The sequence below is a fragment of the Pseudidiomarina andamanensis genome, assembly GCF_009734345.1.
GTDB lineage: Bacteria > Pseudomonadota > Gammaproteobacteria > Enterobacterales > Alteromonadaceae > Pseudidiomarina > Pseudidiomarina andamanensis.
The window spans coordinates 2,312,652-2,339,568 of the sequence record NZ_CP032551.1 but is presented as its reverse complement, the minus strand read 5'-3'; the positions used below and the strand labels follow the sequence as shown (position 1 = coordinate 2,339,568).

The 26,917-nt window shown below is 47.6% G+C and carries 25 protein-coding genes; 10 read left to right on the top strand and 15 right to left on the bottom strand.

All coding sequences use genetic code 11. The annotated features are described in order from the left end of the window. Nucleotides 1–14 precede the first annotated feature (14 nt). Entirely contained in the window at nucleotides 15–800 is a 786-nt protein-coding gene (locus tag D3795_RS11120; RefSeq protein ID WP_173021029.1) for a glycosyltransferase family 2 protein, read from the top strand. Between the two features lie 22 nt (nucleotides 801–822). After that, nucleotides 823–1,581, top strand: coding sequence for a glycosyltransferase family 25 protein (locus tag D3795_RS11115; protein WP_156268757.1), 759 nt, complete (start codon nucleotides 823–825; stop codon nucleotides 1,579–1,581). Between the two features lie 21 nt (nucleotides 1,582–1,602). Here the strand turns inward: D3795_RS11115 and D3795_RS11110 are convergent, their stop codons facing one another. The 5 genes from D3795_RS11110 to D3795_RS11090 form a co-directional block, all read right to left on the bottom strand. Further along, entirely contained in the window at nucleotides 1,603–3,618 is a 2,016-nt protein-coding gene (locus tag D3795_RS11110; RefSeq protein WP_156268755.1) for a S9 family peptidase, read from the bottom strand. Between the two features lie 148 nt (nucleotides 3,619–3,766). Beyond that, nucleotides 3,767–5,611, bottom strand: a complete 1,845-nt coding sequence (locus D3795_RS11105) for a DUF1302 domain-containing protein (protein WP_310942347.1) — start codon at nucleotides 5,609–5,611, stop codon at nucleotides 3,767–3,769. A gap of 231 nt (nucleotides 5,612–5,842) precedes the next feature. Further along, entirely contained in the window at nucleotides 5,843–6,718 is an 876-nt protein-coding gene (locus D3795_RS11100) for a hypothetical protein (protein ID WP_156268753.1), read from the bottom strand. A 257-nt stretch (nucleotides 6,719–6,975) separates the two neighbouring features. Further along, nucleotides 6,976–7,905 carry an electron transfer flavoprotein subunit alpha/FixB family protein gene (locus D3795_RS11095; protein ID WP_156268751.1) on the bottom strand — a complete coding sequence of 310 codons (930 nt, stop codon included), beginning with the start codon at nucleotides 7,903–7,905 and terminating at the stop codon, nucleotides 6,976–6,978. Further along, nucleotides 7,902–8,651 carry an electron transfer flavoprotein subunit beta/FixA family protein gene (locus tag D3795_RS11090; protein WP_156268749.1) on the bottom strand — a complete coding sequence of 250 codons (750 nt, stop codon included), beginning with the start codon at nucleotides 8,649–8,651 and terminating at the stop codon, nucleotides 7,902–7,904. Before D3795_RS11090 ends, D3795_RS11095 begins: the two co-directional genes overlap by 4 nt. A gap of 141 nt (nucleotides 8,652–8,792) precedes the next feature. Here D3795_RS11090 and D3795_RS11085 point away from each other — a divergent pair, with 141 nt between their 5' ends. Then, a complete protein-coding gene (locus D3795_RS11085) occupies nucleotides 8,793–9,188 on the top strand; it encodes a SufE family protein (protein WP_156268747.1) in 396 nt (131 codons plus the stop codon). A gap of 33 nt (nucleotides 9,189–9,221) precedes the next feature. Here D3795_RS11085 and tcdA read toward each other — a convergent pair whose 3' ends face one another. The 10 genes from tcdA to rppH all read right to left on the bottom strand — a co-directional run bounded on the left by tcdA (nucleotide 9,222) and on the right by rppH (nucleotide 19,953). Continuing rightward, nucleotides 9,222–9,980 (bottom strand): tRNA cyclic N6-threonylcarbamoyladenosine(37) synthase TcdA, encoded by a 759-nt coding sequence (tcdA, locus tag D3795_RS11080; RefSeq protein ID WP_156268745.1) that lies wholly within the window; start codon nucleotides 9,978–9,980, stop codon nucleotides 9,222–9,224. Between the two features lie 83 nt (nucleotides 9,981–10,063). Next, nucleotides 10,064–10,450, bottom strand: coding sequence for an SH3 domain-containing protein (locus tag D3795_RS11075; RefSeq protein WP_156268743.1), 387 nt, complete (start codon nucleotides 10,448–10,450; stop codon nucleotides 10,064–10,066). Continuing rightward, the gene (locus D3795_RS11070) at nucleotides 10,450–12,255 is read right to left on the bottom strand and encodes a hypothetical protein (protein ID WP_156268741.1); all 1,806 of its coding nucleotides are present in this window, start codon (nucleotides 12,253–12,255) and stop codon (nucleotides 10,450–10,452) included. The genes D3795_RS11075 and D3795_RS11070 overlap by 1 nt, the downstream gene beginning before the upstream one ends. Nucleotides 12,256–12,346: 91 nt before the next feature. After that, nucleotides 12,347–13,663 (bottom strand): type II toxin-antitoxin system HipA family toxin, encoded by a 1,317-nt coding sequence (locus tag D3795_RS11065; protein ID WP_156268739.1) that lies wholly within the window; start codon nucleotides 13,661–13,663, stop codon nucleotides 12,347–12,349. Continuing rightward, a complete protein-coding gene (locus D3795_RS11060; RefSeq protein ID WP_156268737.1) occupies nucleotides 13,657–13,983 on the bottom strand; it encodes a helix-turn-helix transcriptional regulator in 327 nt (108 codons plus the stop codon). The genes D3795_RS11065 and D3795_RS11060 overlap by 7 nt, the downstream gene beginning before the upstream one ends. Before the next feature lie 656 nt (nucleotides 13,984–14,639). Continuing rightward, nucleotides 14,640–15,491: a thymidylate synthase gene (locus D3795_RS11055; protein ID WP_156268735.1), complete on the bottom strand. Its 852-nt coding sequence runs from the start codon at nucleotides 15,489–15,491 to the stop codon at nucleotides 14,640–14,642. Further along, a complete protein-coding gene (lgt, locus tag D3795_RS11050; protein ID WP_375294519.1) occupies nucleotides 15,488–16,303 on the bottom strand; it encodes a prolipoprotein diacylglyceryl transferase in 816 nt (271 codons plus the stop codon). Before lgt ends, D3795_RS11055 begins: the two co-directional genes overlap by 4 nt. Nucleotides 16,304–16,333: 30 nt before the next feature. Then, a complete protein-coding gene (locus D3795_RS11045; protein WP_156268733.1) occupies nucleotides 16,334–17,125 on the bottom strand; it encodes a sulfite exporter TauE/SafE family protein in 792 nt (263 codons plus the stop codon). 9 nt (nucleotides 17,126–17,134) lie between these two features. Further along, a complete protein-coding gene (gene ptsP / locus D3795_RS11040; protein WP_156268731.1) occupies nucleotides 17,135–19,408 on the bottom strand; it encodes a phosphoenolpyruvate--protein phosphotransferase in 2,274 nt (757 codons plus the stop codon). Nucleotides 19,409–19,437: 29 nt separating this feature from the next. After that, complete coding sequence (gene rppH, locus D3795_RS11035; RefSeq protein WP_156268729.1) at nucleotides 19,438–19,953, bottom strand: RNA pyrophosphohydrolase; 516 nt, start codon at nucleotides 19,951–19,953, stop codon at nucleotides 19,438–19,440. Between the two features lie 57 nt (nucleotides 19,954–20,010). On the opposite strand from rppH, the gene mutH reads away from it, so the two are divergent. The 7 genes from mutH to D3795_RS11000 all read left to right on the top strand — a co-directional run bounded on the left by mutH (nucleotide 20,011) and on the right by D3795_RS11000 (nucleotide 26,858). Next, nucleotides 20,011–20,721, top strand: a complete 711-nt coding sequence (mutH, locus tag D3795_RS11030) for a DNA mismatch repair endonuclease MutH (protein ID WP_156268727.1) — start codon at nucleotides 20,011–20,013, stop codon at nucleotides 20,719–20,721. Then, nucleotides 20,714–21,400: a DUF2982 domain-containing protein gene (locus tag D3795_RS11025; RefSeq protein WP_156268725.1), complete on the top strand. Its 687-nt coding sequence runs from the start codon at nucleotides 20,714–20,716 to the stop codon at nucleotides 21,398–21,400. Before mutH ends, D3795_RS11025 begins: the two co-directional genes overlap by 8 nt. 170 nt (nucleotides 21,401–21,570) lie before the next feature. Beyond that, the gene (locus tag D3795_RS11020; protein ID WP_156268723.1) at nucleotides 21,571–22,002 is read left to right on the top strand and encodes an ATP-dependent zinc protease family protein; all 432 of its coding nucleotides are present in this window, start codon (nucleotides 21,571–21,573) and stop codon (nucleotides 22,000–22,002) included. Next, the gene (rimK, locus tag D3795_RS11015) at nucleotides 21,999–22,904 is read left to right on the top strand and encodes a 30S ribosomal protein S6--L-glutamate ligase (protein WP_092856355.1); all 906 of its coding nucleotides are present in this window, start codon (nucleotides 21,999–22,001) and stop codon (nucleotides 22,902–22,904) included. Before D3795_RS11020 ends, rimK begins: the two co-directional genes overlap by 4 nt. A 192-nt stretch (nucleotides 22,905–23,096) precedes the next feature. Next, nucleotides 23,097–24,119, top strand: a complete 1,023-nt coding sequence (locus D3795_RS11010) for a succinylglutamate desuccinylase/aspartoacylase family protein (protein WP_156268721.1) — start codon at nucleotides 23,097–23,099, stop codon at nucleotides 24,117–24,119. 42 nt (nucleotides 24,120–24,161) lie between these two features. Next, nucleotides 24,162–25,196 carry a class I SAM-dependent methyltransferase gene (locus tag D3795_RS11005; RefSeq protein WP_156268719.1) on the top strand — a complete coding sequence of 345 codons (1,035 nt, stop codon included), beginning with the start codon at nucleotides 24,162–24,164 and terminating at the stop codon, nucleotides 25,194–25,196. 15 nt (nucleotides 25,197–25,211) lie between these two features. After that, the gene (locus D3795_RS11000) at nucleotides 25,212–26,858 is read left to right on the top strand and encodes a HAMP domain-containing sensor histidine kinase (RefSeq protein ID WP_156268717.1); all 1,647 of its coding nucleotides are present in this window, start codon (nucleotides 25,212–25,214) and stop codon (nucleotides 26,856–26,858) included. The last annotated feature ends 59 nt before the right edge of the window (nucleotides 26,859–26,917 follow it).

Here is a 26,917-nt window from a genome sequence, read left to right as displayed (position 1 = left end):
AAAGAGAGCATTTCATGAGTAAGCCCTACCCGCCAATGAGTGTGTTTGTGATTACGCTCAACGAAGCCGAGCATTTAGATGAGGTTCTTGAGAGTGTTCGTGGCGTTGAAGAGATTGTCATTATCGATTCAGGATCAACGGACGCTACGTTGGAAATCGCCAAAAAGCACGGTGCTCGAATTGTTCACAATGACTGGCCTGGTTATGCGAAGCAAAAAGCTTTTGGTATTGAGCAGTGCACGCACAACTGGGTACTGAACCTCGATGGTGATGAAGTACTGCCGGAGGGTGGCTTGCAAATGATTCGTGAGCGTATTGCCGAGGGCGATATTAACGGTATTTGGATTCACCACGATGATATCTTTATGGGCCAAAGCTTAAACAAGGCGCGGCATCACAAATACCGTCGCGTGTACCGTAAAGATCGTAGCCGAATGGATACCTCGGTATTAGTGCACGAACACATTCAAGTAGATGAACCGACAGGCTATTTGCCAATTTATTTGAAGCATTATGGGTACGACTCAGCCCACGGCTATATGGATAAGCTCAATAAGTATTCGAAACTTAAAGCCGAGCAACGTATGGAGCAAGGTCGCCCCTGCAGTTTGCCTCGGCTGTTAGTAATTTTTCCGTTAATGTTCTTGAAGTTCTATCTCGGCAGGCAGATGATCTGGTCGGGCTGGCGAGGGTTTATCAAGGCAAACATCGACGCATTTCATTTTTTCTTAACCGAAGCGAAACTTTACGAAATGCAGTACCGTCAAAGGCATCAGCACGATGAGCCAAGAGATGAGTAATTACATGTCATAAGGGGGCACTGTGAAACAGTCTGAACAGCCTAACTTCAAGATATTTATCATTAACTTGGCACATTCAACTGAGCGTTGGCAGCATGTTTCGCAGCAACTCGATAAACTTCAATTACCCTACGAGCGTATTGACGCCGTAAACGGCAAGGTTCTGACCGACTCAGAAATTGAGACGGTTTTTTCGACTGCGCTCGCGGATAAATATTTCCACTACCGTTTAACTCGCGGCGAGATTGCTTGTTATCTTTCCCATATTAAGGCTTGGCAGCGTATTGTTGATGAAGGTCTCGATTTTGGCATTGTGCTTGAGGACGATATCAATTTTAACGCCCTATTCGCTGAGGTTCCGCAACGTATTGCAGCCTTTGAGAATGCATGGGATGTGATCAAGCTTGCGGCGCCATTTAAAGATCAACCGTACGACATCATTGAATCCGATCGGCAACTTAACGTGGTTCATTATCGACGCAAACCACCAATGGGGGCTTGTGCTCAAGCAATTAGTTATGCCGGCGCACGTCAGCTGTTGCGTTTGCGTCCACCGATTTTCAGACCTGTTGACGTTGATCTTCAGTGGTCGTTTGAACTTGGCATTCGAACGTTCGGGTTGGTGCCTTACACAGTGGATAACACGCACCAGCATGGCAGTGAAATATTTGCCGTCGAGAACAGACATGATGTTCGCAAAAGTGGATGGCGCCGTTTGAAGCATCAGGTTGGTTTGTATTTTGATAACAAAAAAGCGCGACGTCGAACGCCGCGCTTGTAATATATCACCGTTGCTTCTTGGTTATTTGTGCTCTTCAAACCAATGCAGAATATAAGCCACTTTGGCCATTAAGTTTGACGGGCGTCCCGCAATACCATGAGGCGCATCTGGAATACGAACCATCGCGGTTTCTACCCCTGCTAACTTCAGCGCTTGGTAATACTGTTCAGATTCTGAAATTGGCGTACGATAATCTGACTCACCGGTTAGCAACATGGTTGGTGTTTTCACATTGCCCACGTAGCTAATTGGTGAATACTTCATGTAATGTTCTTGATTCTCCCATGGCAAGCCAGGGAACCAATATTTGGTGAAGTAATTGTACATATCAGCCGTGAGTACAAAGCTGTACCAGTTAATCACTGGTTTAGCGACAACAGCACCGGCAAAACGGTCAGTATGACCAACAATCCAAGCTGTTAACACACCACCACCGCTACCACCGGTAACATACAAACGTTCTTCGTCAATGAAGCCCTTTTCAATGACAGCATCAACGCCGTCCATTAAATCGGTGTAATCTTGGCTCGGGTAGTTATGATGAATTTCTTGCGCGAATTCAACGCCGTAGCTGGTGCTTCCGCGTGGGTTGGTGTACAGCACCACATAACCTTTCGCTGCCATCAACTGAATTTCAGCTGCAAATGAGCCGGCATATGCGGTATGTGGACCACCATGAATTTCTAGAATCAGTGGGTATTTTTTAGTTGGGTCAAAATTGGGTGGATAAGCAATCCAGCCTTGAATTTTGTAATCATCATGGCTGGATTCGTACCAAATTTCTTCAACACGACCTAGCTCTTTGTGAGCTAAAGCATCTTCGTTCAGGCTCGTAAGCTTACGTTTGATTTTACTGGTTTGCAGCATCAAATCGGCTGGTCGATAAGGGTTGGCCATGGTAAATACCAGATCGCCACTCTTACTCACATCGAAGCTACCACCACTATACGGACGCGTGTAACTCAAACCACCCATTGCATCCGTTAATACACGTCGGCTACCACTGAGACTTTGATAAGCAATGTTACCTTTACCTTCTTTATCATAGCTAAAGTAAAGTCCACGGCTATCGTCTGACCATTTTACGTCGTCAACCGAGTAGTCAAGTTCGGTCGTCATGAGCTTCGGCACGCCGTTACCGTTTAAGTCCATGACATACAGGTGGGTTAGCTGATAACTCTTATAATTATCATCGTAACCCAGCCAGGCGAGTTTCTTACCATCAGGACTAACCTGCGGTGAACGATCTGGTCCGTTGCGATCGGTTAATTGCTTGATCGCACCATCTTTCATTGCAACTTGATACAGTTCAGAGTTATTCGGTTGCTCGAATGCATCATCACGACGATTCGCCGAGAATATAATGTTCTGGCTATCACCCGTCCAAGTTAGCTGACCACCATGGTTAAATTCGTCATGCGTTAGCTGACGTGGTGTACCGCCACTCGCTGGAATCACGTAAATTTGTGTGAAGCCGTCTGGTGCATAACCAGCGCCATCAAAACGATAGTTATCTTTCTCAATATAACGCGCAGGCTCGGCCCATTCGGCACCTTTCGGCTTACCTGGAAGACTTACCGGTGGCGCTTTACTGCTTGGGGTGAACATAGTGAATGCAAGCCACTTACCATCGGGAGACCACGTCAGGTTGCTTGGGCTACCTGTCAGGCGAGTTACCGGCGCGCTATCGCGAGTATCTGTCCAATACAGGTGGATTTGATTGGCGCCGGTACGATTTGACACAAACGCCAAGGTCTTGCCATCTGGCGACCAAGTTGGCGAATGATCATTTGCCGTACCGCCAGTTAGTGGACGCAGCTCACCTTTGTTATCGACACGCCACAAATTACCTAAGCGACGATCGCTCATAATATCCATGTAATTGCGCACGAATACGGTATAACCACCGTCAGGGTGAATAGTTGGCTGGCTGGCATACTCCAGCTGAAACACATCTTCGAGCTGAAGTGTGTTGTCGGTATTGGCGAAGGCGCTAGTGGCAGCCAAAGCCAAGCTAAGCGTTAAGAGTTTTTTCATAAGTGAAAACCTCGTTATTGGTTATTCGTTATTGGTTATTCGTTACTAGTTATTCGATTCTAGGCACATTTAACGAGTAACGAATAACGATTAACGATTAACGGCAAAAAAAAACCGCCGTAATGGCGGTTTTTTTCGTGTTTCTATTTTAGAAGCTGTAGCTGAAGCTGACGGCTGCGAAATCGCGGTCATCGGCTGCATCAAACTCAGCGCCGTCGGTGATGTTATAACCAACACCAACTTTGTATTTGCTGAGGTAGCTGAAATCAACGCTTAAACCGATTGTCTTACGACCCTCGATAAAGTTTGAGTTTGCTGAGTAACCTTTTACGTCATGACCGAATGCTAAAGTTGGAGTCATGTTCCAGCCTGAGAACACGTTGTTGTATTCACCCACAACACGCGCGCGGTAGCCCCACGACGTTGCAGTTACAAAACCTTCACAGTTGATGTCTGCAGTAGCTGTTGGGTTACCCAATGCAGCTTGATCAGCCACAGTTAAGCACTTACCAAATACTGGGTTGCGACCGTAACGTTGCTCATCTAGACCAGCTAAACCATGAACCTTGCTTACTGCAACTTCACCGATGAAAGTGATGCGGTCAGCACCAAGTGCGCGGTCAAAGAAACGAACACCGGTTAACTGCCACTGGCTAACATCATACTTATCGTAACCTTCTTGCAACTCACCTAAGTTGGTGATGGCACCCGTTTCATCGCGCTGAATACGGTCAGAGAAAGTGCTTGGTACGCCTGCGCGCAAACCAGCCGTTAAGATTTCAGTGGTGTTAATTTGCACTGGCATGTCGAAACGATGGCTAACTTCACCACCAACAGACCATTCACCAACTAAGGTTGAAGCACTGAAACCAATGATTTCTTGGTCTTCAGGGAACTGCAACACATAGTCAGGACCAGCAATTGGAATACCGTCTGGGTGACTTAGTGCCGGTGATGGCTGTTCAACCCAGTTGTACGCAGAAATAATTGGTGTCTGCGTATGAATATTCATGTAGTACACACCGAATTCAGTATCGATATCGGTTGCGTAGTGACGTAATGCGAAACCGTACTGGCCACCGTCGTCAGGCTCGATATCAGGACGACGCTCAAGGTAGGTACCAAATTGAATTGATTCTAAATCGCTTAAGCTTGAACTTGGTACGCCTGCAATCAAAGTTGGGTTTAGCGTTACTTTGTTACAGCCTTCGCCACCTAAAATATCAACTGTTGAGAAGAAGGTACCACAACCGTCTAGTTTGTAGTCGTCCCACTCATATTGATAAAACATGTCTAAGCTGGTTTCGTTGGTTAAACCTAAGTTGATGTTCAACATACCAACTGGTAGCAATGCTTCTTTAATTTCAACGCCTGGGCGACGGATTGCGTTCACGTCGACTGGGTTGATGGCGTTCACGCCGTTAAAGATGAAGGTACTTTCACCCCAGCTTAATACTTGACGACCTAAACGCACGTTAACTGGCACATCGCCCATGTCGAAGTAGCCGTATACGAATGCGTCAAGCAATTTGATGCCTGAACCGGTTGACCAATCGTCAAGACCGTCGTTATCAAGGGTTACATTCGGATAGTAATTCGTTGAAGTATGACCGTGTGCGACTTCTTCGTTTTTGATGACATCGTCATACCAATATTTGAAACGTACGAACGCGCCGTAATCGCCGCCATCGATACTTAAATCGTGCACACCCTTAATAACAGAAGAAACCATGTCGCCTTTGTCGTAGTTCAGGTTACCGTCGTCGGCAACGCCTGATTGACCAAGGCCACCATCCATGTTGCCTGGATGGATAAGACGCATATTGCGCTCTTCCATACGCCATGCGGCACCATATGAAATGATGGAGTCGAACTTAACGCGGAAGTCACCTACTTCAAATTCCGCTGCCTGGACGCTTGCTGTTCCTGCTAATGCCAGCGCGATAGCTGACGCGATAGGTAATTTTTTGAGCATAGTTGTTCTTCTTTTCATGTTAGCCACCTAATCCGATTAGGATGTTATAGGTTCAATCATGTCCGATGAGTTACAAATATGCAAGTGATTCGTTAGGAAAAAAATCGTTGTTCGTTAATCGTTATTCGTTGTTCGTTAAACATAAAAAATCTCCGTGCGCAGAGCGCAGCGGAGATTTTCGGTCTTCAGGCTTTTTCGCTATTCGGTTTTTCGATTAACCAATAACGAACAACGAATAACGTTTTGACTTTAGAGGTGACGGAGGAGTGCGCCGTGTTCACTATTGCTGATGACACCTTCTTTACGCAACTGCTTCGCCAAGTGGCTCGCGCAAGAAACAAAATCACCACGGTTTTTCGCGTCGGCTTGGCATGCCAAAATTTTGTCGGTTACCGAGCAACCTGTGCTATCCACACTATTGGAAACACCGGTATCCGTAAAATCAATGACCACAGTGCGGCTGATGTCTGACGCTGGACAAGCATCAACGTCATCATTAATGCCATCGCCGTCACTATCTGCAGTGAGGTAATTCACTTCCGTAACCGGGCCATAAATATAGACGACATCATCACCATCGGCGGTTTCCACGTTTGAAAACATAGTAGCGTTCACGTACCGGGGAGTGTTTACGAAACGTGGAAACTCAGCCGTTGATGCAAACAAGCTATCGCGCGGCCCGCGCAGATTTAAATTGAGTTGGCTGTTGTAACCATCTTTATTTAATCCGAGCATGGTCCAGCTGGTGTAATTTGAGCGGTATCCATAATCGAAATATAAAGTATTGGTGGTTGGTTCACCGAGCTCGGTTGCGGCCAGTGGTTGACGTACGCTCACCGCATTGCCTTCGCTGTCATACACTGAAACAGTGACGCGATCGATAGCATCACTGTATTGGCGCCATGTACTCGCGGCATATACCAGTGGCATTTGCGGACGCTGCGTAATTTCAAGCACGTACTCGCCACCTTGGTATTGAGTCACTCCCGTTGGATTGAAGCTATAGCCATAATTAATATGGCCGCGCACTTCAATGGTCTCAGCTTGTGCGTTTGGTGCACTGATAACAGTAAGGGCGGTGGTCAGGGTTAATGCTGTCAGAGACTTTGTTAGTATTGTTTTCATGCCTTGAGCATCCTTCACTATAAACGTTGATATATGATCATTGACGTATATGGATGTTATAGCAACGGTCTCAAAATCTGTCCACGCACTTTGCATAGTTAAAAAACCGCAAAGAAAACCGAAAAACGTTATTGGTTACTCGTTAAAGATAAAAAAATCTCCGCGCACAAAGTGCAACGGAGATTTTCGGTTTTTACGCTTTTGGTTTTCGCTCTTTCGAATAACCAATAACGAATAACGGCTAACGCTCTTCGTCTTTAGAGTTTTTGCTCTAGCTCTGGCAGTACGTCGAACAAGTCAGCGACTAAGCCATAATCTGCCACCTGGAAGATTGGTGCTTCTTCGTCTTTGTTGATGGCGACGATAACTTTCGAGTCTTTCATACCGGCTAAATGCTGGATAGCACCGCTGATACCGACTGCGATGTAGAGTTCAGGTGCGACAATTTTACCGGTTTGGCCGACTTGCATGTCGTTTGGTACGAAGCCTGCGTCAACGGCGGCACGTGATGCACCAACAGCGGCGCCAAGTTTGTCAGCAACTTTCTCAAGTAGGTGAAAGTTTTCACCGTTTTGCATACCGCGACCGCCTGAAATCACGACGCGTGCTGCGGTGAGATCTGGACGCTCTGACTGGGCAAGCTCTTCGCCAACAAATTCAGCTTTATCGTTGTTTACAACATTATCGATAGACTCAACGCTGCCGTTGCCGCCTTCTGCTGCAACTGCATCAAATGCGGTTGCACGGACGGTGATCACTTTGATTGCGTCTTCTGACTGTACGGTTGCAATTGCGTTACCCGCGTAGATTGGGCGCTTGAAGGTATCGGCGCTTTCTACTGCGATAATGTCAGAGATTTGCGCAACGTCTAGCAGCGCTGCGACACGCGGCATGAAGTTTTTGCCGGTAGTGGTCGCTGGAGCCAAGATGTGGCTGTAGTTTTTGCCTAACTCAGCCACAAGCTGACCTAAGTTTTCAGCTAAGAAGTGACCGTAAGCTGCGTTGTCAGCAACTAAAACTTTGCTCACGCCGTCGGCTTTGGCAACTTCGTCGGCAACTGCCTGGCAGCCTTCACCAGCGACTAAGACGTGAATGTCACCGCCAATTTGCTTCGCTGCCGCGAGGGTTTTCAGCGTAGCGCCATTCAATTGTGCGTTGTCATGTTCGGCAATAACGAGAATGCTCATATCACTTTTGCCTCATTTTGAAGTTTTTCAACCAATTCTGCGACGTCTGCTACCTTGATGCCGGCACTACGTTCCGCAGGCGGCTCAACTTTTAGCAATTTCACAGTACGAGTTACGCTTACGCCTAATTCGTCTGGCGTGGTCACATCAAGCGGCTTTTTCTTCGCCTTCATGATGTTTGGTAATGACGCATAACGAGGTTCGTTCAAACGTAAGTCAGTGGTGACAATTGCTGGCAATTGTAACTTCACCGTCTGCAAACCGCCGTCTACTTCACGTGTGACGTTCACGCTGCCATCCGCAACGTCAACTTTCGATGCGAACGTACCTTGCGGCATGCCAGTCAATGCACCGAGCATTTGACCTGTTTGGTTGTTGTCAGAATCAATGGCTTGTTTGCCAAGAATAATCAACTGTGGCTGTTCTTTTTCCACCACGCCTTTCAGCAACTTGGCGACGGCTAATGAATCTGGAAGCTCATCGGTTTCTACTTGGATTGCACGATCGGCACCAAGTGCCAACGCTGTGCGTAATTGTTCTTGCACCGCTTTCGGGCCAATGCTCACAACCACAACTTCTTCGGCAATGCCTTTTTCTTTGAGTCGTACTGCTTCCTCGACAGCGATTTCACAGAACGGGTTCAGGGCCATTTTTACGTTGGCCAGATCAACGTCTGATTGGTCCGCTTTGACGCGAACTTTCACGTTGTAATCAATGACGCGTTTGACCGCCACTAATACTTTCATGTTGTCGTTCCTGTTGTTTAAAGTTCTGTTCAAATGAATTTGAGACCGAGCAAGATTAACATTTTTCGGCACAAAAATGGTACTCTTACGGGCGTTTTTATTGACTAACCTGACGAATTGTCACTTTTCACTAGGAATTACATGTACGGCATTTTAACTGAATCTGATCTGTCGGCGCTGCGAGAGCAACTAGGTTCTCGTGAGAATCGTATGCGTTATTTGGTGCAATTGGCGAAGCAAGCTGAGATTCCTGATGGCTTTCGTACATCTGAGCGCGAGGTGTTTGGTTGCGAAGCACGAGTTTGGGTGCTAGCTGACTGGCATGCTGACCAGTTATGTCTCACGGTTGATAGCGAGTCACGCGTGGTGTTGGGTTTATTGATGGTGATTCGGCAGGCATTACACGGTGCTAGTGCAGAGCAAGTTTCAAATTACTCGTTAGATGACCACTTTGATGCGCTTGGGTTGGCTGACTTTGTCACGTCTTCGCGCCGCAATGGCTTGCGCAATGTCATCGCCAAATTGCAAGACAAATAACGGCGCTTCGCGCCCCCAGCGTAAAACGCCGGGCTACAGTTTTTTCAGGAGTAATGCGGTCGCGTGCATGGCGAAGGTGGCGGTGACCGGCATGGCGGCGCCAAAGCCGGTGGCGCAATCCATACGCATGCTGCCAGCGCCGGGTTTAGCGTGCGACCATTCGCCGTCGCCCGTCGGATAGCGTAATTGCTCGGTCGAGTGCACGGCGGTGACACCAAACGAACGTTTCGGGTTCTTTGAGAAGTTATAATCGCGACGCAGCATGGAACGAACTTTCGCTAACAGCGGATCTTGCGTGGCTTTGGCTAAGTCGCCCGACTTCACTTGGCTTGGGTCAATCTGCCCACCGGCACCACCACAGGTCACCATCGGCACCTTTCGGCGCTTACACCAAGCAATCAATGCTGCTTTCACCGTCACACTATCAATGGCATCTAATACGGCGGTGACCGGTTCACCGAGATATTCGTTGAGGTTGTCCGCTGACAGGAAATCGTCAATCACGCGTACTTCGCAGTCTGGATTAATATCTTTTACCCGTGCGGCTAATACTTCTGTTTTAAGTTGACCAACTGTGCTTGTTAGTGCTGGTAACTGGCGATTGATATTCGTCACGCATACATCGTCGAGATCAATCAACGTGAGTGCGCCAATACCAGAGCGCGCCAGCGCCTCAACCGCCCATGAGCCAACGCCGCCCAAGCCAATCACCGCAACGTGGTGCTGTTGAAATGATTGCGCTGCGGCCGTGCCGTAAACGCGTTGAATACCCGCAAAACGCTCTTTGCTCATGAACCCACTCTCACCTGAAAAACCGGGCGCATTCTACCATTTCTGCCAGTGCGTTAGCTAATCATTCAGTGCGTTTGTCAGCCTTATTCGACGCGAACAAGTAAACTCTCGTGAATAAATCCTTCGGTTCCGCCAGCTAATTGAACTTTAAACCATGGCTCAAACGGTCGTTTTGACAGAATCTGCACGAGACTATTTGCTGGTAAACTTGATATGACAGCGCTGTCGGTGGTTGCGGCGGCACGCACATTCACGTTGCTACTTGCGCTAATCTTGTACAGCACATTCGCTTCTCGCAGTTGGGCATCATTTACCCAATGCACATCATTGAAACTGGTGGCACTTCGATAATAATCTGCCAACGGCAATTCACCGAGTACTTCGCCAAGCTTTCGCCCCCAGCTGTCTTGTGCCTGAACAGGCATGCTGACAATGAGCGTCATGAATAGAACAAAACTAGACGTCTTCATTAATCATCACCTCCCAAAAAGCCTAAACCTGCTTCAAATAAGCTTGCCGCGTTTTCTAGCGAATTGAATACCAGACTACTTAATTCGCTATCAACAACTTGTTCAAATTGGATAATTGCATTAACGCCGTTGCCGTCAATAATTTGGTTGATCAACTCGAGTGCGAGGTCTTCACCGACTCCATGTGCAAGCTCTTTCACCGTCTCATTTAGTTCATCTAAGACATGTTTTTGAGCAAGTTCTGTTACTTTATGAGAGTTCGGTTGTGGTATCTGCTTTCTGGTGTTGAACGCATCTCGTAACATGGCCGTTGCTGTGATATCACCGAATGCATCGGCCTTTGATTTAAATCGATTTGGTAGCTGCGGTTGATTCAACCGTCTCACCCAAACCGTTTGCTGACCAACCCACTGTGACACCTCACTTTCAACGGTTGGAGCACCGCCGGTTAAGCGACCGGTTGGAATCAATTTGAAAAGCAATTGCCGCTGCTGAATCGACTCGGATTTTTGCTCGCTAAATAGTGCCCGACCATGCCATTGTTCTTCTGGAAAATAGGAAGAGAAAATGATGGCGAGCGTCTTGCTCAAGTTTTTCTCAAACGATTGATGAAAATACTTAAAAGCGGTCGGATCTGACACCGCTTTAAACAGTCGATTAATAAAATAATCATTCGCGTAACGTTGTGCGCTGACGCGGTTTTGCTCAGTTAACTCACCGGCTAGTTGAGATTCAGCCACCTGCCAAAACGCCGCCAACTCTGCAGAAACGTAATTTTGCGCGGACTCCGTCGTACGCACGTTATCGCGTTGCTGTTCAAATGACTTCACATTTTGCGCATAGTACTCGGTCAGCTGTGAGATCGGTTGTGCAGAGGATATTTCTCGGCGCCAACGCTCTTCAATTTGATTGAGTTTGGTGTTCTCAAGCTCTGTAATGCTCGAATAACCGACAAATTTTCGGTGTTCTGGGCTAAATAAATGCCAGTTCTTATCCAACGTTATCTCGAGTGCAAGGTTCGGCATCTGTGTGCGTTCTCGGTCATGCAGCAATTCACCAAGAAGCCCCATAAAATCAGCAATGGCAAACAACTTACCCGTTTTCGTGAATGCAGTGACATCGCGATTTTGCAGCGTCTCTGCGGCATTTCGATACAGTTTCTGGAGTGTTTGCACACGTAATTTATAAGTCTGGTAAATAGCTGCCGACTCTTGCGTCGCCTGTTCAATAAATCGTTTGGGTTTGAAACGATAGCTTTGGAAAAGTTTTAGAGCATCTTCGTACGCCCAGATCGTTCGTTGTTGTCGAGCAAAATCGAGTTTTTCTTGGCAGTTTTTGTTACGCCGCGCGAAGTAAAATACACCGCCAAAGCTGGCTAATAGCCCAAATCGGCGCTGAATATAGAACGCCAAATAGGTTGCTGGAAATATCCACCACCAAATATTGAGCAACCAAGTTGGTTGGCTTGGCGGAATAAATGCGAGATTAGCAGATTTTGCCAGCTCCTCATTGAAGCGCTGAAATTCACCTGTTTCGGGATTATAAATGCCCAATTTTGCCCGCTTTGCTTCTGTCGGCGCCAGTTTATTGACAGCCCAAGCATAATGATAGCGCGTATTAGTTGGATCGTTTCGTAGGGTTGTAGTGTAGCCTTCGTGCACCACATAAGACGGAGGACCAAATATCATGCCCAATAGTGCGGCAAACAAAGTCAGAAAAACAAACCCACGAAATTTTCTGAATTTAAAAAATAAAAATACTGCCAACAATAAAATTGCTAAAGCAATCCATGCGACGACTGACATCCGATGCTCACTTTTGTTGTTATTATTTGACGAACATTGAGATTATCAAAATAGAAAAGCAAAAACGATATTAGATATTGGATATTGGATATTAGAGGTCGAGGCGGTGATTCGAGGCGATCTCGTTAATTAAGTCGACTGGTACTTGTTGCTCTTTGGCGAGGTGTCGCCATTTGGAGACTGCTTCAGTGGTTTGCTCGAGAATGGCGTCGATGCGCTTGCGGGTAAACATAGGGCTGACTTTTTCGAGGCTATGTAGATCGGCGCGAGTGAAGTCTTCTCGTTTACCGTTGAGCTGCATCCAGTGTTGATTCACCCATTTACTACCAGGCTTGTAACTGTATGCAAGATCATACGCTGGTGCGAGTTGCCAGCGGTTGTTTTGATAGAGAAACGCGAAATTCTTTGCGTGGTCGTCATGATTGCGGGCGACTATATTAAAAATCATGCGTCGTAGAAGCTGCTCCGCCTCATGAGCGTTGAGCTTGAGTTGTCGCGCGACGGCGAATAGCTCAGCGTAGGAAAAACTTCCAGGCTTTTTGAAATCGACATGTGCGATACCTGTCAGCGTTTGCACATGAAGCTTTTCGTTATCACGGCGATCAAATCGTTGCGTTAAAAAGTGGCGCCGATCGCCCTCGTCCAACAAATGGCATGGCATCATCTCGATACCGCACTCACGCGCCATCAAATAATAGACGTACTCCATGGCTCCGAACCCTTGCGGATCATCAAATGTTTCCCGCTGAATAGTGCGCTCGGTCACACCATCGAACTTCATGATGTAATGCACAAACCCTTCAGGTGCATCGGTTTGGCCTGAGCACACTTCGGTAAAATCACCACTGAAGGCTAATACCGCTTTGGGTCTAGCGCCACCAGCGCTCATCCCTACCGAGAGCAACGACAACATCGCCTCTTGATCTGTTTTACCACTCGGATCAAGCTCGACGTGAAATTGCGAGCGTTTATTCAGTACGTCTTGCGCCACTTTAATGAGCTCTTTGATTTCAACGTCTTGCGACTTCTCAAAGCCCCGAAGCCGTGTCGCCGGTCGATACTCAAGTGCGCCCATGCCGCGCCTACCTGTATATTGCAGGCGCTGCAACGGCGTAATGTCGCTCGGTTGTTTACCTTGGCTAGCTACCCATGCATTGAGCACCGCATTACCAAAATCATCTGGAAGCGAATCAGCCGTGAGGCCTGGTAGTCCGTGAAAGGTTTCAAAGTTTAATTCAGGAAAGCTATAAATTTGTTTTTTTAGTGGCATTTTCAGTGGTGCTAACTCAATACCACTGGTTAGAAATTCTGGCGTATATTCAAATGCACCAACACCACGCGCCGTGTCAAAACTCAACGCGCCAACTTCGCGGTCTTGGTACCATACTCCAATAACTTCCATTACCATGCATCAACATCCAATTCGTCATCGTATCCTTTGCTTCGAGAGCCTGTCGCGCGCTTACGCTTCTTGCCTTGCAGCTTTTTCAGCTGCACCGGAGATATTGGTTGTGGCGGCAAGAAATTATCTAACTGTGCAGTGAGATCAAGCGCTTGCATTAAGGCGACAAAGTTCTCAAGCGTGGCTTGGCCTTTTTCGGCATTCAATACAATCTTACGCGATACCCCTGCCTGCTCTGCAAGCTGCACTTGGGTAATATTCGCGTTAAGTCGCGCTTGTTTGAGGCGTTCGCCGAGTTGTTCGGCTTGGGCTGCAGGTGAGAGCATGGCTTCGTCCGTTATTCGTTATTCGTTATTCGTTATTCGTTATTCGTTATTCGTTATTCGTTATTCGTTATTCGTTATTCGTTATTCGTTATTCGTTAAAGCGTAGACCTTGCGATAGATAAAGTAAAGTTCTTTTATTTGCACTTTGACTGATTATTTTAGCTATTAAATGCGATATTTGAGACACAAAAAGAAATAGAAACTGGTAGGGTTGGGGGACTGCGTTGATGGGTGTATGTGTGGGGCTATTCTCTGAAAAACATGAAAATTCAAAATGCGGCTTATATTACCATAATTGAACTTTATTATGAGTTTTAGCTTGAAAAGTACGAATAATCGGATATTAAATGATGTCGGCAACCAAAACCTCAAGATTAAAGAAAGCTACGATAAAGACCTATAAAAAGAACCCAATCACAACAAAATAGCACTTAGGTAACGTATTAAGCACTTTATACTAGTCAATGAAAACTTGGTTTTTCAAAAAGGGGGGATATACATACCCTTCTTTCACTTTGGTTATTCGTGTCTAGGAGCTCTGGGGTTTGTTGCAATGCCGAGTCGTTACTCAAAGCTCTCTTCGAATAACGAATAACCAATAACGTCAACACGGCGCTTCGCGCCACCCGGCGTTCCTTCTGTAAGAGAAGGCCGGGCTACACGCTGAAAGGGTATGCGATTGGTGGGTGGTGTTTGTAGTTGTGGACGGCGAAGTCGTCCATGGTCACCCAGGTTTCTAAGTCTTCGAGGGTTTTGATGTCTGGGTTGATTTCAAGCTGCGGCGCTGGGTATGGCTCGCGCTTCAGTTGCACATCGCGCATCAGTTCAAGTTGGTCTTCGTAAATATGTGCGTTGACGATTTTATGGTACGCAACGCCAGCTTTGTGGCCGGTAATTTGCGCCATTAACGCCAAGAACGTGAATACTTGTACTTGGTTAAAGTTCAGGCCCAACGGCACATCACACGAGCGTTGATAACTGGTTAAGTACAAGGTATCACCAAGTAGCGAGAAGTTGTGGGTGTGCATACACGGGCGTAGACAGCCCATATGAAACTCGCCTGGGTTATAGAAACTGATGATTTCGCCTCGATCATCCATGCCGCGCGACAGGTTATCAACCACTTTACGCAACTGATCAATAACGCCGCCGTCAGGTTTTGCCCAAGCACGTCCTTGTACACCGTAAACGCGGCCCATGTCGTCTTCACCTTTGCGGTGCGGGTTAGCAAGCCAAGCTTCATTTAAGTTTGCATTCGCATCCCAAGTTGGGGTGCCGAGGGCGCGGAAATCAGCGGCGTTCGAGTAACCTCGAATATAACCCAAAAGCTCGGCAATGGCTGCTTTCCAGTAGCTTTTGCGGGTGGTGATTAACGGAAATTCATTGCGGTCAACACGATACTCAAGGTCTGCGTTGATGACAGTCAAACAGCGTTTGCCGGTACGTTCGTTTTCAATCCAAACGCCATCATCGACAATTCGTTGGCAGAGTTCTAAATACTGTTTCACGCGTTTGCTCCGTTTTTATTTTTATAAGCTAGCAACATTAGCACCGCGCCAACAACAATCATTGGTGCCGATAACCACTGTCCCATCGACCAACCGAAGGTTAATAGGCCTAAATGGCTATCTGGTTCACGAGCATATTCCACCGCAAACCGCGCTAGACCGTAACCAATCAGAAATAACCCACCAATAGCGCCAACTGGTCGTGGTTTGCGACTGTAGAGCGCCAGCACAATAAACAATACGACACCCTCTAAAGCTGCTTGATAGAGCTGTGACGGGTGACGTGGCAGAGGTCCCGCTGCGGGGAAAATCATCGCCCACGGTACATCGGTCACACGCCCCCACAACTCGCCATTAATGAAATTACCGATGCGACCTGCACCTAAACCTACTGGCACTAGCGGTGCGATAAAGTCGCCCACAGCAAGTAGCGATTGTTTGGTTTTCGCCGCAAATAGCCATAACACCGTAATCACGCCCAACATGCCACCGTGGAATGACATACCGCCACTGGTTATGTCGAACAGATATAACGGATTTTGTAGGAAGTAATCGAACTGATAAAACAGTACGTAGCCAATACGGCCGCCTAAGATAACGCCCATAAACGCCCAAAACAGCAAATCGCTGAAGCGTTTTTCTGTCCAGCCTTGATTTGCATAATGCGGCATACGGCACTGCCGGTTGCCCCACCACCAAGCAAACAGAAAACCAACGAGGTACATCAAGCCATACCAGCGTAAATCAAATGGCCCGATACTGACAATAATCGGATCGATACTTGGATGCACCATGTACTCTGTTTGCGTGATGGCTGCTTGCGTCATGCCTGTTTGCATCAATTATCCTATTGCTAATTTGATTGAAATAAAGACTAAAAATACCGCGAACCCACGTTGCAAATGTTTAACCGGCAAGCGTTGTGTGAGGCTCGCTCCGATCGGCGCAAATAACATTGATGTGATTGAAATTGCGAGCCACGCTTTCACGTGCACATACCCAAGCAGACCATCTGCACCTTCTAATTGTTGACCGAGCACAATAAATGCAATGACGGCACTTAAACCGATACTTAAACTTCCCACAGAGGATACCGCAATTGCCTGACGGATGGGAACTCGTAACCTTTGCAGTAGCGGCACGGTTAGCGAGCCACCACCTATACCAACCAGTGCTGATAGGGTACCCATGCCAGTGCTAATCAACGCCATCAATCGCTTCGAGACATCAGTGAGCGGTTCACCGCCGCGTTGTGGTATCAGCATTCGAATAGAAAGCAACATTAATACCACCGCGAAAATACGTTGGAGCCACTCTGGATGTATCAGTGTTGCTAACCAAGCACCCAACACGGCGCCTACCATCAGGCCGGGAATTAAGCGTCGAACCCAAAAGAAACTTACCTGCCCATGCTTCAAATGCGACCGTGCCGAGCTGGACGTGGTCATCACAATGGTTGCAAGTGAGGTGGCTACCGCCATTTGCACCACCAGATCAGGTGCAACGCCCAATAATGGCAACAAGTAAATCAGTAGAGGAACAATCACGAGGCCGCCGCCAATACCGAGCATGCCGGCTAACAAGCCTGCCACCATACCTCCGGCTAAACACCATAACCAGCCCGTTAAGAGCACTGAATCTCCTTAACCACCGGCACGAACAAAACCGCCAAGACCTGCGTTTTCCAGTGCCATGATAACGTGTTGCTTCACTTCTTGCGGGGAACGCGATGCTAAAGCGCGCAGTAACACTTCGTCTAAATCGGCGGCTGATATATGCCGAATAATCCAACGAATGCGATCAATATTATAGCTATTCATGCTGAAATTACGGTAACCCATAGCGAGCAATAAAAGCGCTCCGCCCGGCTCACCGGCTAATTCACCGCACACGGAAACTGGCTTATTCAGTGCGTCGCAGCGCTCAATAATTTGCTTTAGCGCGTGGAGCACAGCCGGATGAAATGCATCATATAAACTGGCTACTCGCGAATTATTTCGATCAACTGCCAACATATATTGCGTTAAATCATTCGTGCCGACCGAGAAAAAATCGACTTTATCGGCAACACAATGCAATTGATAAATCAGCGCTGGCACCTCAATCATGACACCAATTTGTGGCTCAAATAACTGCTCGTCGACACTGCACTGCAACTCTTCAGCTACCTCATGATAAGCCTGATGAATCATTCGTACTGCTTCATCAACTTCTTCGGCGCTGGTAATCATTGGTAATAAAATGCGCAAGTTATTGCGACCAACGGATGCGCGCAACATGGCACGAATTTGTACTAAGAATATTTCGGGATGGTCGAGCGTCATCCGAATACCACGCCAGCCTAAAAATGGGTTCTCTTCATCCATTGGCAGATACGGTAGCGGTTTATCACCGCCAACATCCAGCGTACGCATAACCACCGGCGCCCCGCGAAATTGCTCAAGCACTTGACTATAAAGTTCTTCTTGTTCGTCTTCCGTCGGTAATCGCTCGCGCATCATGAACGGAATTTCAGTGCGGTATAAACCAACACCATGCACATTCAAATCATTCAGCCAATCGCGTTCGGTATTTAAGCCGACATTCAAATTCAGCTGAACGCGCACGCCGTCGGTGGTTTCAGCCGGCAAGTCACGTGCCTGCATGACTTTTTGACGTAACGCGAGTTCTTCGTCGGCGAGTTGGCGATATTCGTTTTCAACTTGTAGTGGTGGACTAACAAATACGTCGCCATTGTAGCCATCGACAATGAGTGTTTCACCACTCACTTCATTCAATTGAATGTCATCGACACCAAGTACCGCAGGGATGCCCATGCTGCGAGCCATAATCGCTGCATGCGAGTTACCTGAGCCACGTAACGACACCATGCCAATAATATCGGCGTGTGGCAGCTCCGCTAACATGGTCGCGGTGACTTCGTCCGCAACTAAAATACATTGCGCTGGTGGATTCAGCTTGCGTGCTTCTCGATTTTGCAGGTGCGCCAAGATCCGATTACCAAGATCGCGTACATCACTGGCACGTTCACGAATGTATTCGTCGTCGAGGTTTTCAAACTGATTAACCAGTTGCTCTACCACCAGCTTCAACGCTGTTTGTGCACGCCAACCATCATTAATTGTTTGTTCAACTTCTTTGCCGAGGCTGGCAGAGTCCATCATGGCGTGGTAGACATCGAAGATTGCGAGTGTTTCGTCTGCCACCTGCCCTTTCATGCTGTCACTAATGTTCAGCAACTCTTGCCGCGTACGAGCAACTGCGGCGCGAAATGCACGAATTTCGTGCTCAGGCATGTCACTACGCTTCGGTGTGACTTCACTCAATCGTGCTGGTGGTTTGACAACAAACGCTTCGCCAATAGCGACACCCGGCGCTGCTGGCAGGCCTTTAATGGTCTGCAACCATGGCGATTGTTTCGCGGTGCGTAACAGCCCCTTCGCTTCGGCGTGCGCAATCACCACAGCTAGCTGAGCAGCCAAAGTCACCACAAAAGCCTCTTCGTCGCGAGTAAATGCGCGTGCTTGCTCTTGCTGAACGGCTAACACGCCGAGAACTCGACGGCGGTGAATGACTGGTGCTGCAAGCATTGCTTTATAACGATCTTCGACCACATGTTCGAGTTTCAAGAACGCAGGGTGATCGGAAGCATTGGCAATATTTAAGGGTTCTTCACGTGACGCCGCAAGACTAATCACACCCTCGCCAAATGGCACATGAATTGGTTTGTCAGAGCGAATTTCTAAGCCATCAGTGGCAGCCAGAGCGAACTGGCGTTGCTCATGGTCGGCAAGGTAAACAGTACAGGAATCGGTATGAAGAGCTTCTTTAACTTGGCGCACCATGGTTTGCAGCGCCAGATCAAAGTCTGGCGCTTGGTTCACTGCTTCAACAATGCGCTGTAGTACTCGAAGCATAGCCTGCCTTGTTATTCACAAACCCTTTGTTAAGAACGGCGGCGGCGTGGGGGTCTTGGGCGACGTGGCGCAGCATTCATCACGACTGCCGAGAACTCTTTCAGAACCCGTCGATACACTTCCCGTTTGAACGACACAACTTGTCGCACAGGATACCAGTAACTGACCCAACGCCAGTCATCAAACTCAGGATGTGACGACTGCATGACGTTCACATCTTTTTCATTACATTTTAACCGCAGCAAAAACCATTTCTGCTTCTGACCAATACAGGTTGGTCGTTGTTCGCGTCGTACCAAACGCTTCGGTAATCGGTAACGAAACCAATTGCGACTGGTGTAAACAATTTCGACTTGTTCGGGCTTTAGCCCAACCTCTTCCCAGAGTTCACGGTACATAGCTTGCTCTGGCGTTTCGCCATCATCAATTCCGCCTTGCGGAAATTGCCAGCTATGTTGACCGAATCGACGCGCCCAAAAGACTTGTCCCTGCTCGTTGCAGATAATGATTCCCACATTGGCGCGAAATCCTTCTGCGTCTATCACGCGAGCGCCCTCATAAATTCGACATATGGCTTGGATTTTTCCATAATCGGCTCATGAATGAAAGGATTAATCCGTTTAGACGAGGTAATTGTGCAACTCAAACAGCTCTTTGATAAAGCCAGCGCACTGGCAGGCTTAAGCTTTGCTGAGTTGGCGACTCAAGTTGGTATGAGCGTACCCAACGATTTGCGTCGCAACAAAGGTTGGGTTGGTCAGTTACTTGAGAGCGCCCTAGGCGCAAGCGCGGGTTCTCAGGCATTACAAGACTTTCCCGAGTTAGGCGTGGAATTGAAGACCATTCCTTTGGATGCCAACGGTAAACCACTCGAAACCACGTTTGTCTGTACCACACCACTGGTGGATGTACACCAGCTGACATGGGAAACCAGCAACGTGCGCAATAAACTTCAGTGTGTACTGTGGATACCCATTGACGGACGTCGCGAAGTGCCGCTGGCCGAGCGCTGCATCGGCACCGCATTTTTATGGCAGCCTAGTGCGCAACAAGAAGCCCAGTTACGCGCAGACTGGCAAGAGCATATGGACAAAATTGCATTGGGTGAAGTGGAATCGATTACCGCTCATCAGGGCGAAGTGCTGCAATTACGGCCTAAAGCCGCAAATAGCCGTGTACTGACCGAAGCCATTGGCGCCAACGGTGAAATCATTCAAACGTTACCACGGGGCTTTTATTTAAAGACTCAATTCACCAGTCAGATCATTCGCGAGACATTTGGTCTGCCCGATCCGGCCACCGTGTATGAATGACAACTCAACCGACGAGCGTATTGTTTATATCAAGCCGCTAGCACGAGCCCATGGCCTAGGGTTTAACGCGCTCGGTTTGGTAATATTTGCCGTCACCATGTTTCTGTTGCTAACTGATACGCCGATTATTCCCGCTGCTTACGGTCTGCTATTTATTGCCAGTGCTGCTCTTATTTTTCTGGGTAGCGCAAAAATCTTTGAACCACCGGTCAGCATGACCATCACCCCACAAGAAATTGTCTATGTACACCGACGCGGCACTTGGCGCATTCATTGGGACAATATCTTACGCTTCGATATTCCACGCCTTCACCGCGGTCTCGAATTGGAACCCATGCCCTACATTGGCTTTCGTCTGCATGATATTGAGCCAATTATTCAAAGCATCACACCACGCCTAGCGGTCTATATATTGAGTGAGCAACGCCACTTACTAGTAGCAGCACTGCGTCACGAACGCCCAGATTTGCGCGAATATTCGCCTTATTTCGAAGTTCCCGACCGCTATCTAAGCGCCTCAGGGAAGGAATATCGCGGCGTACAAGCGATGTTCGCGGTAAGATGTGAACACTTTCGTGAATTATTAGGTTATGATTTATTTGTACCGGCGGCTGCGCTTGATCGCGCCCCCGAAGAATTCATCACCTGGCTACAGCAGTTAAAAAACACAAGAGCGTGATTCGTTATTGGTTATTCGTTATTCGAAAAAAACGAAAAACCAAAAACATCGCACAGAAAAGTAAGCAAATTCGTTCTCGAATTCTCCAGCGAACCAAACTCACGAACAACGAATAACGAATAACGAATAACGAACAACGAACAACGTTTTTAGTCTTTAAGGGAGTTTTTATGCAAACACTTGGTTGGCGCGAATGGGGTTCACTTCCTGAACTTGGCATCGATGCCCTGAAAATGAAAGTTGATACTGGCGCACGTACATCGTGTTTGCACGCATTCAAGCTCGAGCCATTTGAACAAGATGGTGAGAATTGGTTACGAATTTGGCTGCATCCGGAACAACATAGTGATCGCGAGCATGTCTGTGAGGCGAAAATACATGATCAACGCGAAGTAACAGATTCTGGAGGTCATACCGAGCTGCGATATGTTATTCTATCCACATTAAATTTAGGTGAGTTCTCGCAACCAATCGAGTTGACGTTAACGAACCGCGACACCATGAAGTTTCGTATGTTATTGGGCCGCCAAGCAATGCGTGGACATTTCCTTGTCGACCCTGACAAATCTTATTTACTCGGCCAGCTTGGAGCGACCGCATGAGAATTGCCATTTTATCGCGTAATCCGCGTCTTTATTCAACGCGCCGCTTAGTTGAAGCCGGCGAAGCTCGAGGTCACATTGTTGATGTTCTCGACCCGCTACGCTGCTATATGAATATTAACGCTCGCGAAAGCTCAATTCACATGAAAGGAAAAGACTTACCGCAGTACGATGCGATTATTCCGCGTATTGGTGCGTCAATTACGTTCTTCGGTACCGCAGTATTACGTCAGTTTGAGATGATTGGCACCTATCCACTCAATGAATCGGTAGCAATTTCACGTAGCCGCGACAAACTGCGCTCATTGCAGTTGCTTAGCCGAAAAGGGATTGGTCTGCCTACCACCGGTTTTGCTAGTCAACCACAAGACATTCCTGACTTGATTGAAATGGTCGGCGGTGCACCGCTGGTAATTAAGTTACTTGAAGGCACACAAGGTATCGGGGTGGTTTTAGCCGAAACACGTCAAGCGGCAGAAAGCGTAATCGAAGCGTTCATGGGACTCGAATCTCACATTATGGTGCAAGAATACATTAAAGAAGCAGGTGGCGCTGATATCCGCTGCTTTGTGATTGGCGACAAAGTTATTGCCGCCATGAAGCGCCAAGCTAAGCCGGGCGAATTCCGTTCTAACCTGCACCGTGGTGGCTCTGCCAGCTTGGTCAAACTGACCCCAGCAGAGCGCGCAACTGCAGTGAAAGCTGCAAAGACCATGGGCTTAAACGTTGCTGGTGTCGATATTTTGCGTTCTAACCACGGCCCACTCGTTATGGAAGTGAACTCGTCGCCAGGCCTTGAGGGCATTGAAGGTGCAACGGGCAAAGATGTGGCTGATCAAATCATCAGTTTCATTGAGAAAAACGCCAAAGCGAACAAAACCCGAACCAAGGGCAAAGGCTAACAACAAAAGCAAAAACGTTATTCGTTATTCGTTATTGGTTATTCGTGAGTTTTGTTAGCCGGAGAATTCGCAGACGTATTAGCTCACTTTTCGTTGTGATGTTTTGGGTTTTTCATTTCGCTTTTTCGAATAACCAATAACGAATAACCAATAACGACTAACGAATAACGAACAACGACTAACGGTTTTTATATGAAGCATAAATCTTTTCAGTTAGCTAATCAGCGCATTGCGCCAGGGTCGCGCCACAGCGTGAAAATACCGGCGGCCCGGCTGTACAACGATACCCCAATGGATTTGCATGCTGAAGTATTTCATGGCGTAAAACCGGGCCCGACGTTGTTAGTGTGTGCGGCTATTCACGGTGATGAGCTCAATGGTATTGAGGTATGTCGCCGCTTGATGGGTGAGCTTGACCCGCTGCAATTGGCGGGTACGGTGATCATTGTACCGGTGGTGAATGTATTTGGGTTTATTCAGCAGTCGCGCTATTTACCTGACCGTCGTGATTTGAATCGTTGTTTCCCGGGCTCGGAACGAGGTGCTTTGGGCAGTCGCCTTGCACATTTGTTTAATGAAACGTTGGTGCAAAATGCGACGCATATTATCGATTTGCACACCGGAGCGATTCATCGCAGCAACTTGCCACAAATTCGTGTCGATACCGATAACGGTGACGCGCTGAAGATGGCTGAGGCATTTGGTACACCCGTGATTCTTCACAGCAAGGAACGTGACGGTTCATTGCGATCGTTAGCATCAGAACTTGGCATTCCGTTGATTCTGTACGAGGCGGGCGAAGCTTTACGGTTTGATTATGCAGCGATTAAAGCCGGCGTCATTGGCGTACAGAACGTGATGAAAAGTTTGAAAATGCTGAAAGGTCGTCGCAGCCGCAAGAAGGTCAAACCCGTCGTTGCGCACCGTAGCGGATGGATTCGAAATGAGTACGATGGTTTAGTGGTACCAAAGGTAGAGCTTGGGCAGACCATCAATAAGGGCCAAGTGATTGCGCAAACCGTGAACCCGCATGGCGATGAGTTGCATGCAATTAAGAGCCCTTATCATGGTATTGTCATAGGTATTAGCAATATTCCAGTTGCCAACGAAGGCGAAGCTTTATTTAATGTGGCACAGTTTGATGGCGAGCGAATTGAGCATGCCAGCGAAAATGTCGACGTATTCGTGGAAGCTTACGACCAAAAACCGATATAACGATAATAGATAAGAAACGAAGAGAAGCATACATTGAAGCATATGAGCCCTCCTTCACAACTCGTACTTCGCCAGCAATCACGGTTTGATGATGAGCCACTGTTGGTAGTGAATGCGCCTGACGCGGAATTAGCGCAATTGTTGCCTGTGGTCAGTTGTTGGCAATGGCATGCCGGCTATGCCAAACAGTGGCAGCGACAAGCGCCTGATATATTGCACCATTTTGGTGCAAGTGCGCCGCAAGCCGGTGATGCCAAAGCGGCTCTCGTTTGGTTACCAAAAGAAAAGCAGCTCACTTTGTATGTGTTGGAAGCGCTTCGCCATGTATTACCTGAAGGCGCAACAATCTGGTTGGTTGGTGATAACCGCGGTGGCATTAAGAGTATTCACAAGCAATTTCCTGGTTCGTTGGCTCCTGCGCAAAAAATGGCGGTTGGTAACCACTCGCTTTTATTACGCACTTGTGTCAATGAACCAAAGCTTACGTTTGCGGTTGAGGACTATTTCGAGTACGTCGAATTAGACCAACCAAATCAAGCGGCGCCGTTAAAGCTAGCCAGCTTGCCAGGCGTATTTTCGTTTCCTGGTATTGATGCCGGTAGCGCGATGTTACTTAAACATCTTCCAACTTGGCAGCGCGGCAAAATACTCGACTTCGCATGCGGGCATGGGGTGTTGGGTGCATGGTTGAACCGTCAGGCGCCAGCACTCGAGGTTACTTATTTAGACGTGAGCGCACTCGCCTTAGCGGCAACTGAGCGGACTCTCGCATTGAATCACTTAACCGGTGTGTGCGTTGCTCAGGATGGTTTAACCAATTCTCTTGGTCAATTCGATTACGTCGTCAGCCACCCGCCTTTTCATACGGGGTTAGCAACCGATTATGAAATTGGAAAGCAGTTTTTACGCAGCGTTTTTCAGCACCTCACTACCCAGGGTGAGCTTTGGTTAGTCGCAAATCGTTTTCTACCCTGGCCAGAATTGATTGAGCAAGCTTTTGGCCACTGTGAACGCGTTGCTGAAGACAACAAATTCGCTGTTTATCATGCGCAAAAAACTCGCGTCAAACGACGTTAACTAGGTACAACTGTCATGAGTTTTAAAGTTAGCTCCATTAAACGCAGCGTTACCAGCTTAGTGATACTAATCACGACTATCTCGGTGGCGTTGGCGTGTGTGGTGCTTAGCTTTAATTTTATACTCGATACGCACCAGCGACTTTTGCGACAAACCGATGATGTTGCCAGCTTTGTAGCCGACAATGCGAATGCATTTATGGTTTATAACCAAGCAGATTCTGCCGAGCGTTGGTTAAAGTCATTTAAATCGTCGCCGCTCATAAAACATATTCACCTCTATCGACATGACCCAAACAGTGAATCGCTCAGTTTCTTTGCCAGTTACTATGCTGAACAAGAAGCGCCGATTCCGGTTCGGTTTGAACGGGCGAAGGAGCTCAGCCAAGCTCGCTTTACCGATAACTATGTGGAAACTGCGCGACCGTTAATGGTTGAGGATTCGCTTCAAGGTTATGTTTATATTCGAACGTCGCGAGCGGCGTACGATCAAGCGCAAGTTTTCTCGCTTGCCATTAGTGCCGCGATCACAACGGCGAGCTTAATTCTAAGTTGGCTGATGTCCTTGTGGTTGCGTCGCATCATCACTCAACCACTCGATGAAATGGTTGAAAGTATTCAAGATATCGCTCGTGATAAGCAGTACGACACGGCATTGCACGAGTTTGATTTGCAGGAGCTCGATCGGGTCGCTGACGCGTTTAACTCGTTGTTAAGTCGTATACAACAGCACATCAAACGCCAAGAGCAAGCTGAGCGTCAGGCTAGTGAACTTAATGCTGAGCTGGAACTGCAGGTGAAGCAGCGTACGCAGATGCTGTTTGAATCAAATCAGGAATTACAACAGGCTCTGGCTTCTGCGCATCAATACCAGAATGAGCTAGTGCAAGCAGAGAAGATGCAGAGTTTGGCAAAATTGGTTTCTGGCGTTGCACATGAAGTCAACACGCCAGTAGGCTTGGCTGTTACATCAACCTCTATATTGCAAGATAACCTACTGTTACTAAAGCAGAAGTTTGCCGAGAAAAAATTAACCAGCCAAGAATTCCAGCGCTACATGACATCATTTGATGAAAACCTTGCGCTCATTAGTCGCAATATTAAGCGAACGGCTGATCTCATCAGTAACTTTAGCAAGCTATCGATGGATCAATTTAGCGACGAAGATCGTCCTGTCACCCTGAGTAAGTTCTGGGATGAAGCTGTGCAAAATATCAGCAGTCGTCACCCTGAATTAGCCAAGGTCGCGCTGAGCGCTGAAATTCCGGATGAGCTAACGGTGAGCATTCGTCCTGGCCCACTCCATCAAGTCATCATGCAGTTGGTACAGAATGCGTTGCAGCATGCGTTTGCGAACACCGACAAGCCTGCAATTCACTTTGACTTTAAGTTCAGCGGTAGCTCGAATGACATAGACCAAGGTGAACTTGAGTTGACCTATTCAGACAATGGTGATGGCATTCCAGATGATTTAGTCAAAGTGGTGTTCGACCCGTTTGTCACAACGAAGCGAAGTCATGGCGCTGCAGGGCTTGGTTTGCATTTGGTCTACAATCTAGTAGTTCATGCGTTGCAGGGGCAGATTAACCTTGTAAGCCCGACCCCACAAGGCACGCAGTTCCATATCAAGCTGCCAGTTCGGCGTGTAACACAGAGCAAGTAAACTTTTGTAAGAATAGTTGCATGAATATACAGCTATATATAAAATCGCATGCTACACTA

Bases quoted from the DNA above. Each gene is read 5' to 3' on its own strand.
- D3795_RS11120 (WP_173021029.1), top strand. From the start codon at position 15: ATGAGTAAGCCCTACCCGCCAATGAGTGTGTTTGTGATTACGCTCAAC.
- D3795_RS11110 (WP_156268755.1), bottom strand. From the start codon at position 3,618: ATGAAAAAACTCTTAACGCTTAGCTTGGCTTTGGCTGCCACTAGCGCC.
- D3795_RS11105 (WP_310942347.1), bottom strand. From the start codon at position 5,611: ATGAAAAGAAGAACAACTATGCTCAAAAAATTACCTATCGCGTCAGCT.
- D3795_RS11100 (WP_156268753.1), bottom strand. From the start codon at position 6,718: ATGAAAACAATACTAACAAAGTCTCTGACAGCATTAACCCTGACCACC.
- D3795_RS11095 (WP_156268751.1), bottom strand. From the start codon at position 7,905: ATGAGCATTCTCGTTATTGCCGAACATGACAACGCACAATTGAATGGC.
- D3795_RS11090 (WP_156268749.1), bottom strand. From the start codon at position 8,651: ATGAAAGTATTAGTGGCGGTCAAACGCGTCATTGATTACAACGTGAAA.
- D3795_RS11085 (WP_156268747.1), top strand. From the start codon at position 8,793: ATGTACGGCATTTTAACTGAATCTGATCTGTCGGCGCTGCGAGAGCAA.
- tcdA (WP_156268745.1), bottom strand. From the start codon at position 9,980: ATGAGCAAAGAGCGTTTTGCGGGTATTCAACGCGTTTACGGCACGGCC.
- D3795_RS11075 (WP_156268743.1), bottom strand. From the start codon at position 10,450: ATGAAGACGTCTAGTTTTGTTCTATTCATGACGCTCATTGTCAGCATG.
- D3795_RS11070 (WP_156268741.1), bottom strand. From the start codon at position 12,255: ATGTCAGTCGTCGCATGGATTGCTTTAGCAATTTTATTGTTGGCAGTA.
- D3795_RS11065 (WP_156268739.1), bottom strand. From the start codon at position 13,663: ATGGTAATGGAAGTTATTGGAGTATGGTACCAAGACCGCGAAGTTGGC.
- D3795_RS11060 (WP_156268737.1), bottom strand. From the start codon at position 13,983: ATGCTCTCACCTGCAGCCCAAGCCGAACAACTCGGCGAACGCCTCAAA.
- ptsP (WP_156268731.1), bottom strand. From the start codon at position 19,408: ATGCTTCGAGTACTACAGCGCATTGTTGAAGCAGTGAACCAAGCGCCA.
- mutH (WP_156268727.1), top strand. From the start codon at position 20,011: ATGAAAGGATTAATCCGTTTAGACGAGGTAATTGTGCAACTCAAACAG.
- D3795_RS11025 (WP_156268725.1), top strand. From the start codon at position 20,714: ATGAATGACAACTCAACCGACGAGCGTATTGTTTATATCAAGCCGCTA.
- D3795_RS11020 (WP_156268723.1), top strand. From the start codon at position 21,571: ATGCAAACACTTGGTTGGCGCGAATGGGGTTCACTTCCTGAACTTGGC.
- rimK (WP_092856355.1), top strand. From the start codon at position 21,999: ATGAGAATTGCCATTTTATCGCGTAATCCGCGTCTTTATTCAACGCGC.
- D3795_RS11010 (WP_156268721.1), top strand. From the start codon at position 23,097: ATGAAGCATAAATCTTTTCAGTTAGCTAATCAGCGCATTGCGCCAGGG.
- D3795_RS11005 (WP_156268719.1), top strand. From the start codon at position 24,162: ATGAGCCCTCCTTCACAACTCGTACTTCGCCAGCAATCACGGTTTGAT.
- D3795_RS11000 (WP_156268717.1), top strand. From the start codon at position 25,212: ATGAGTTTTAAAGTTAGCTCCATTAAACGCAGCGTTACCAGCTTAGTG.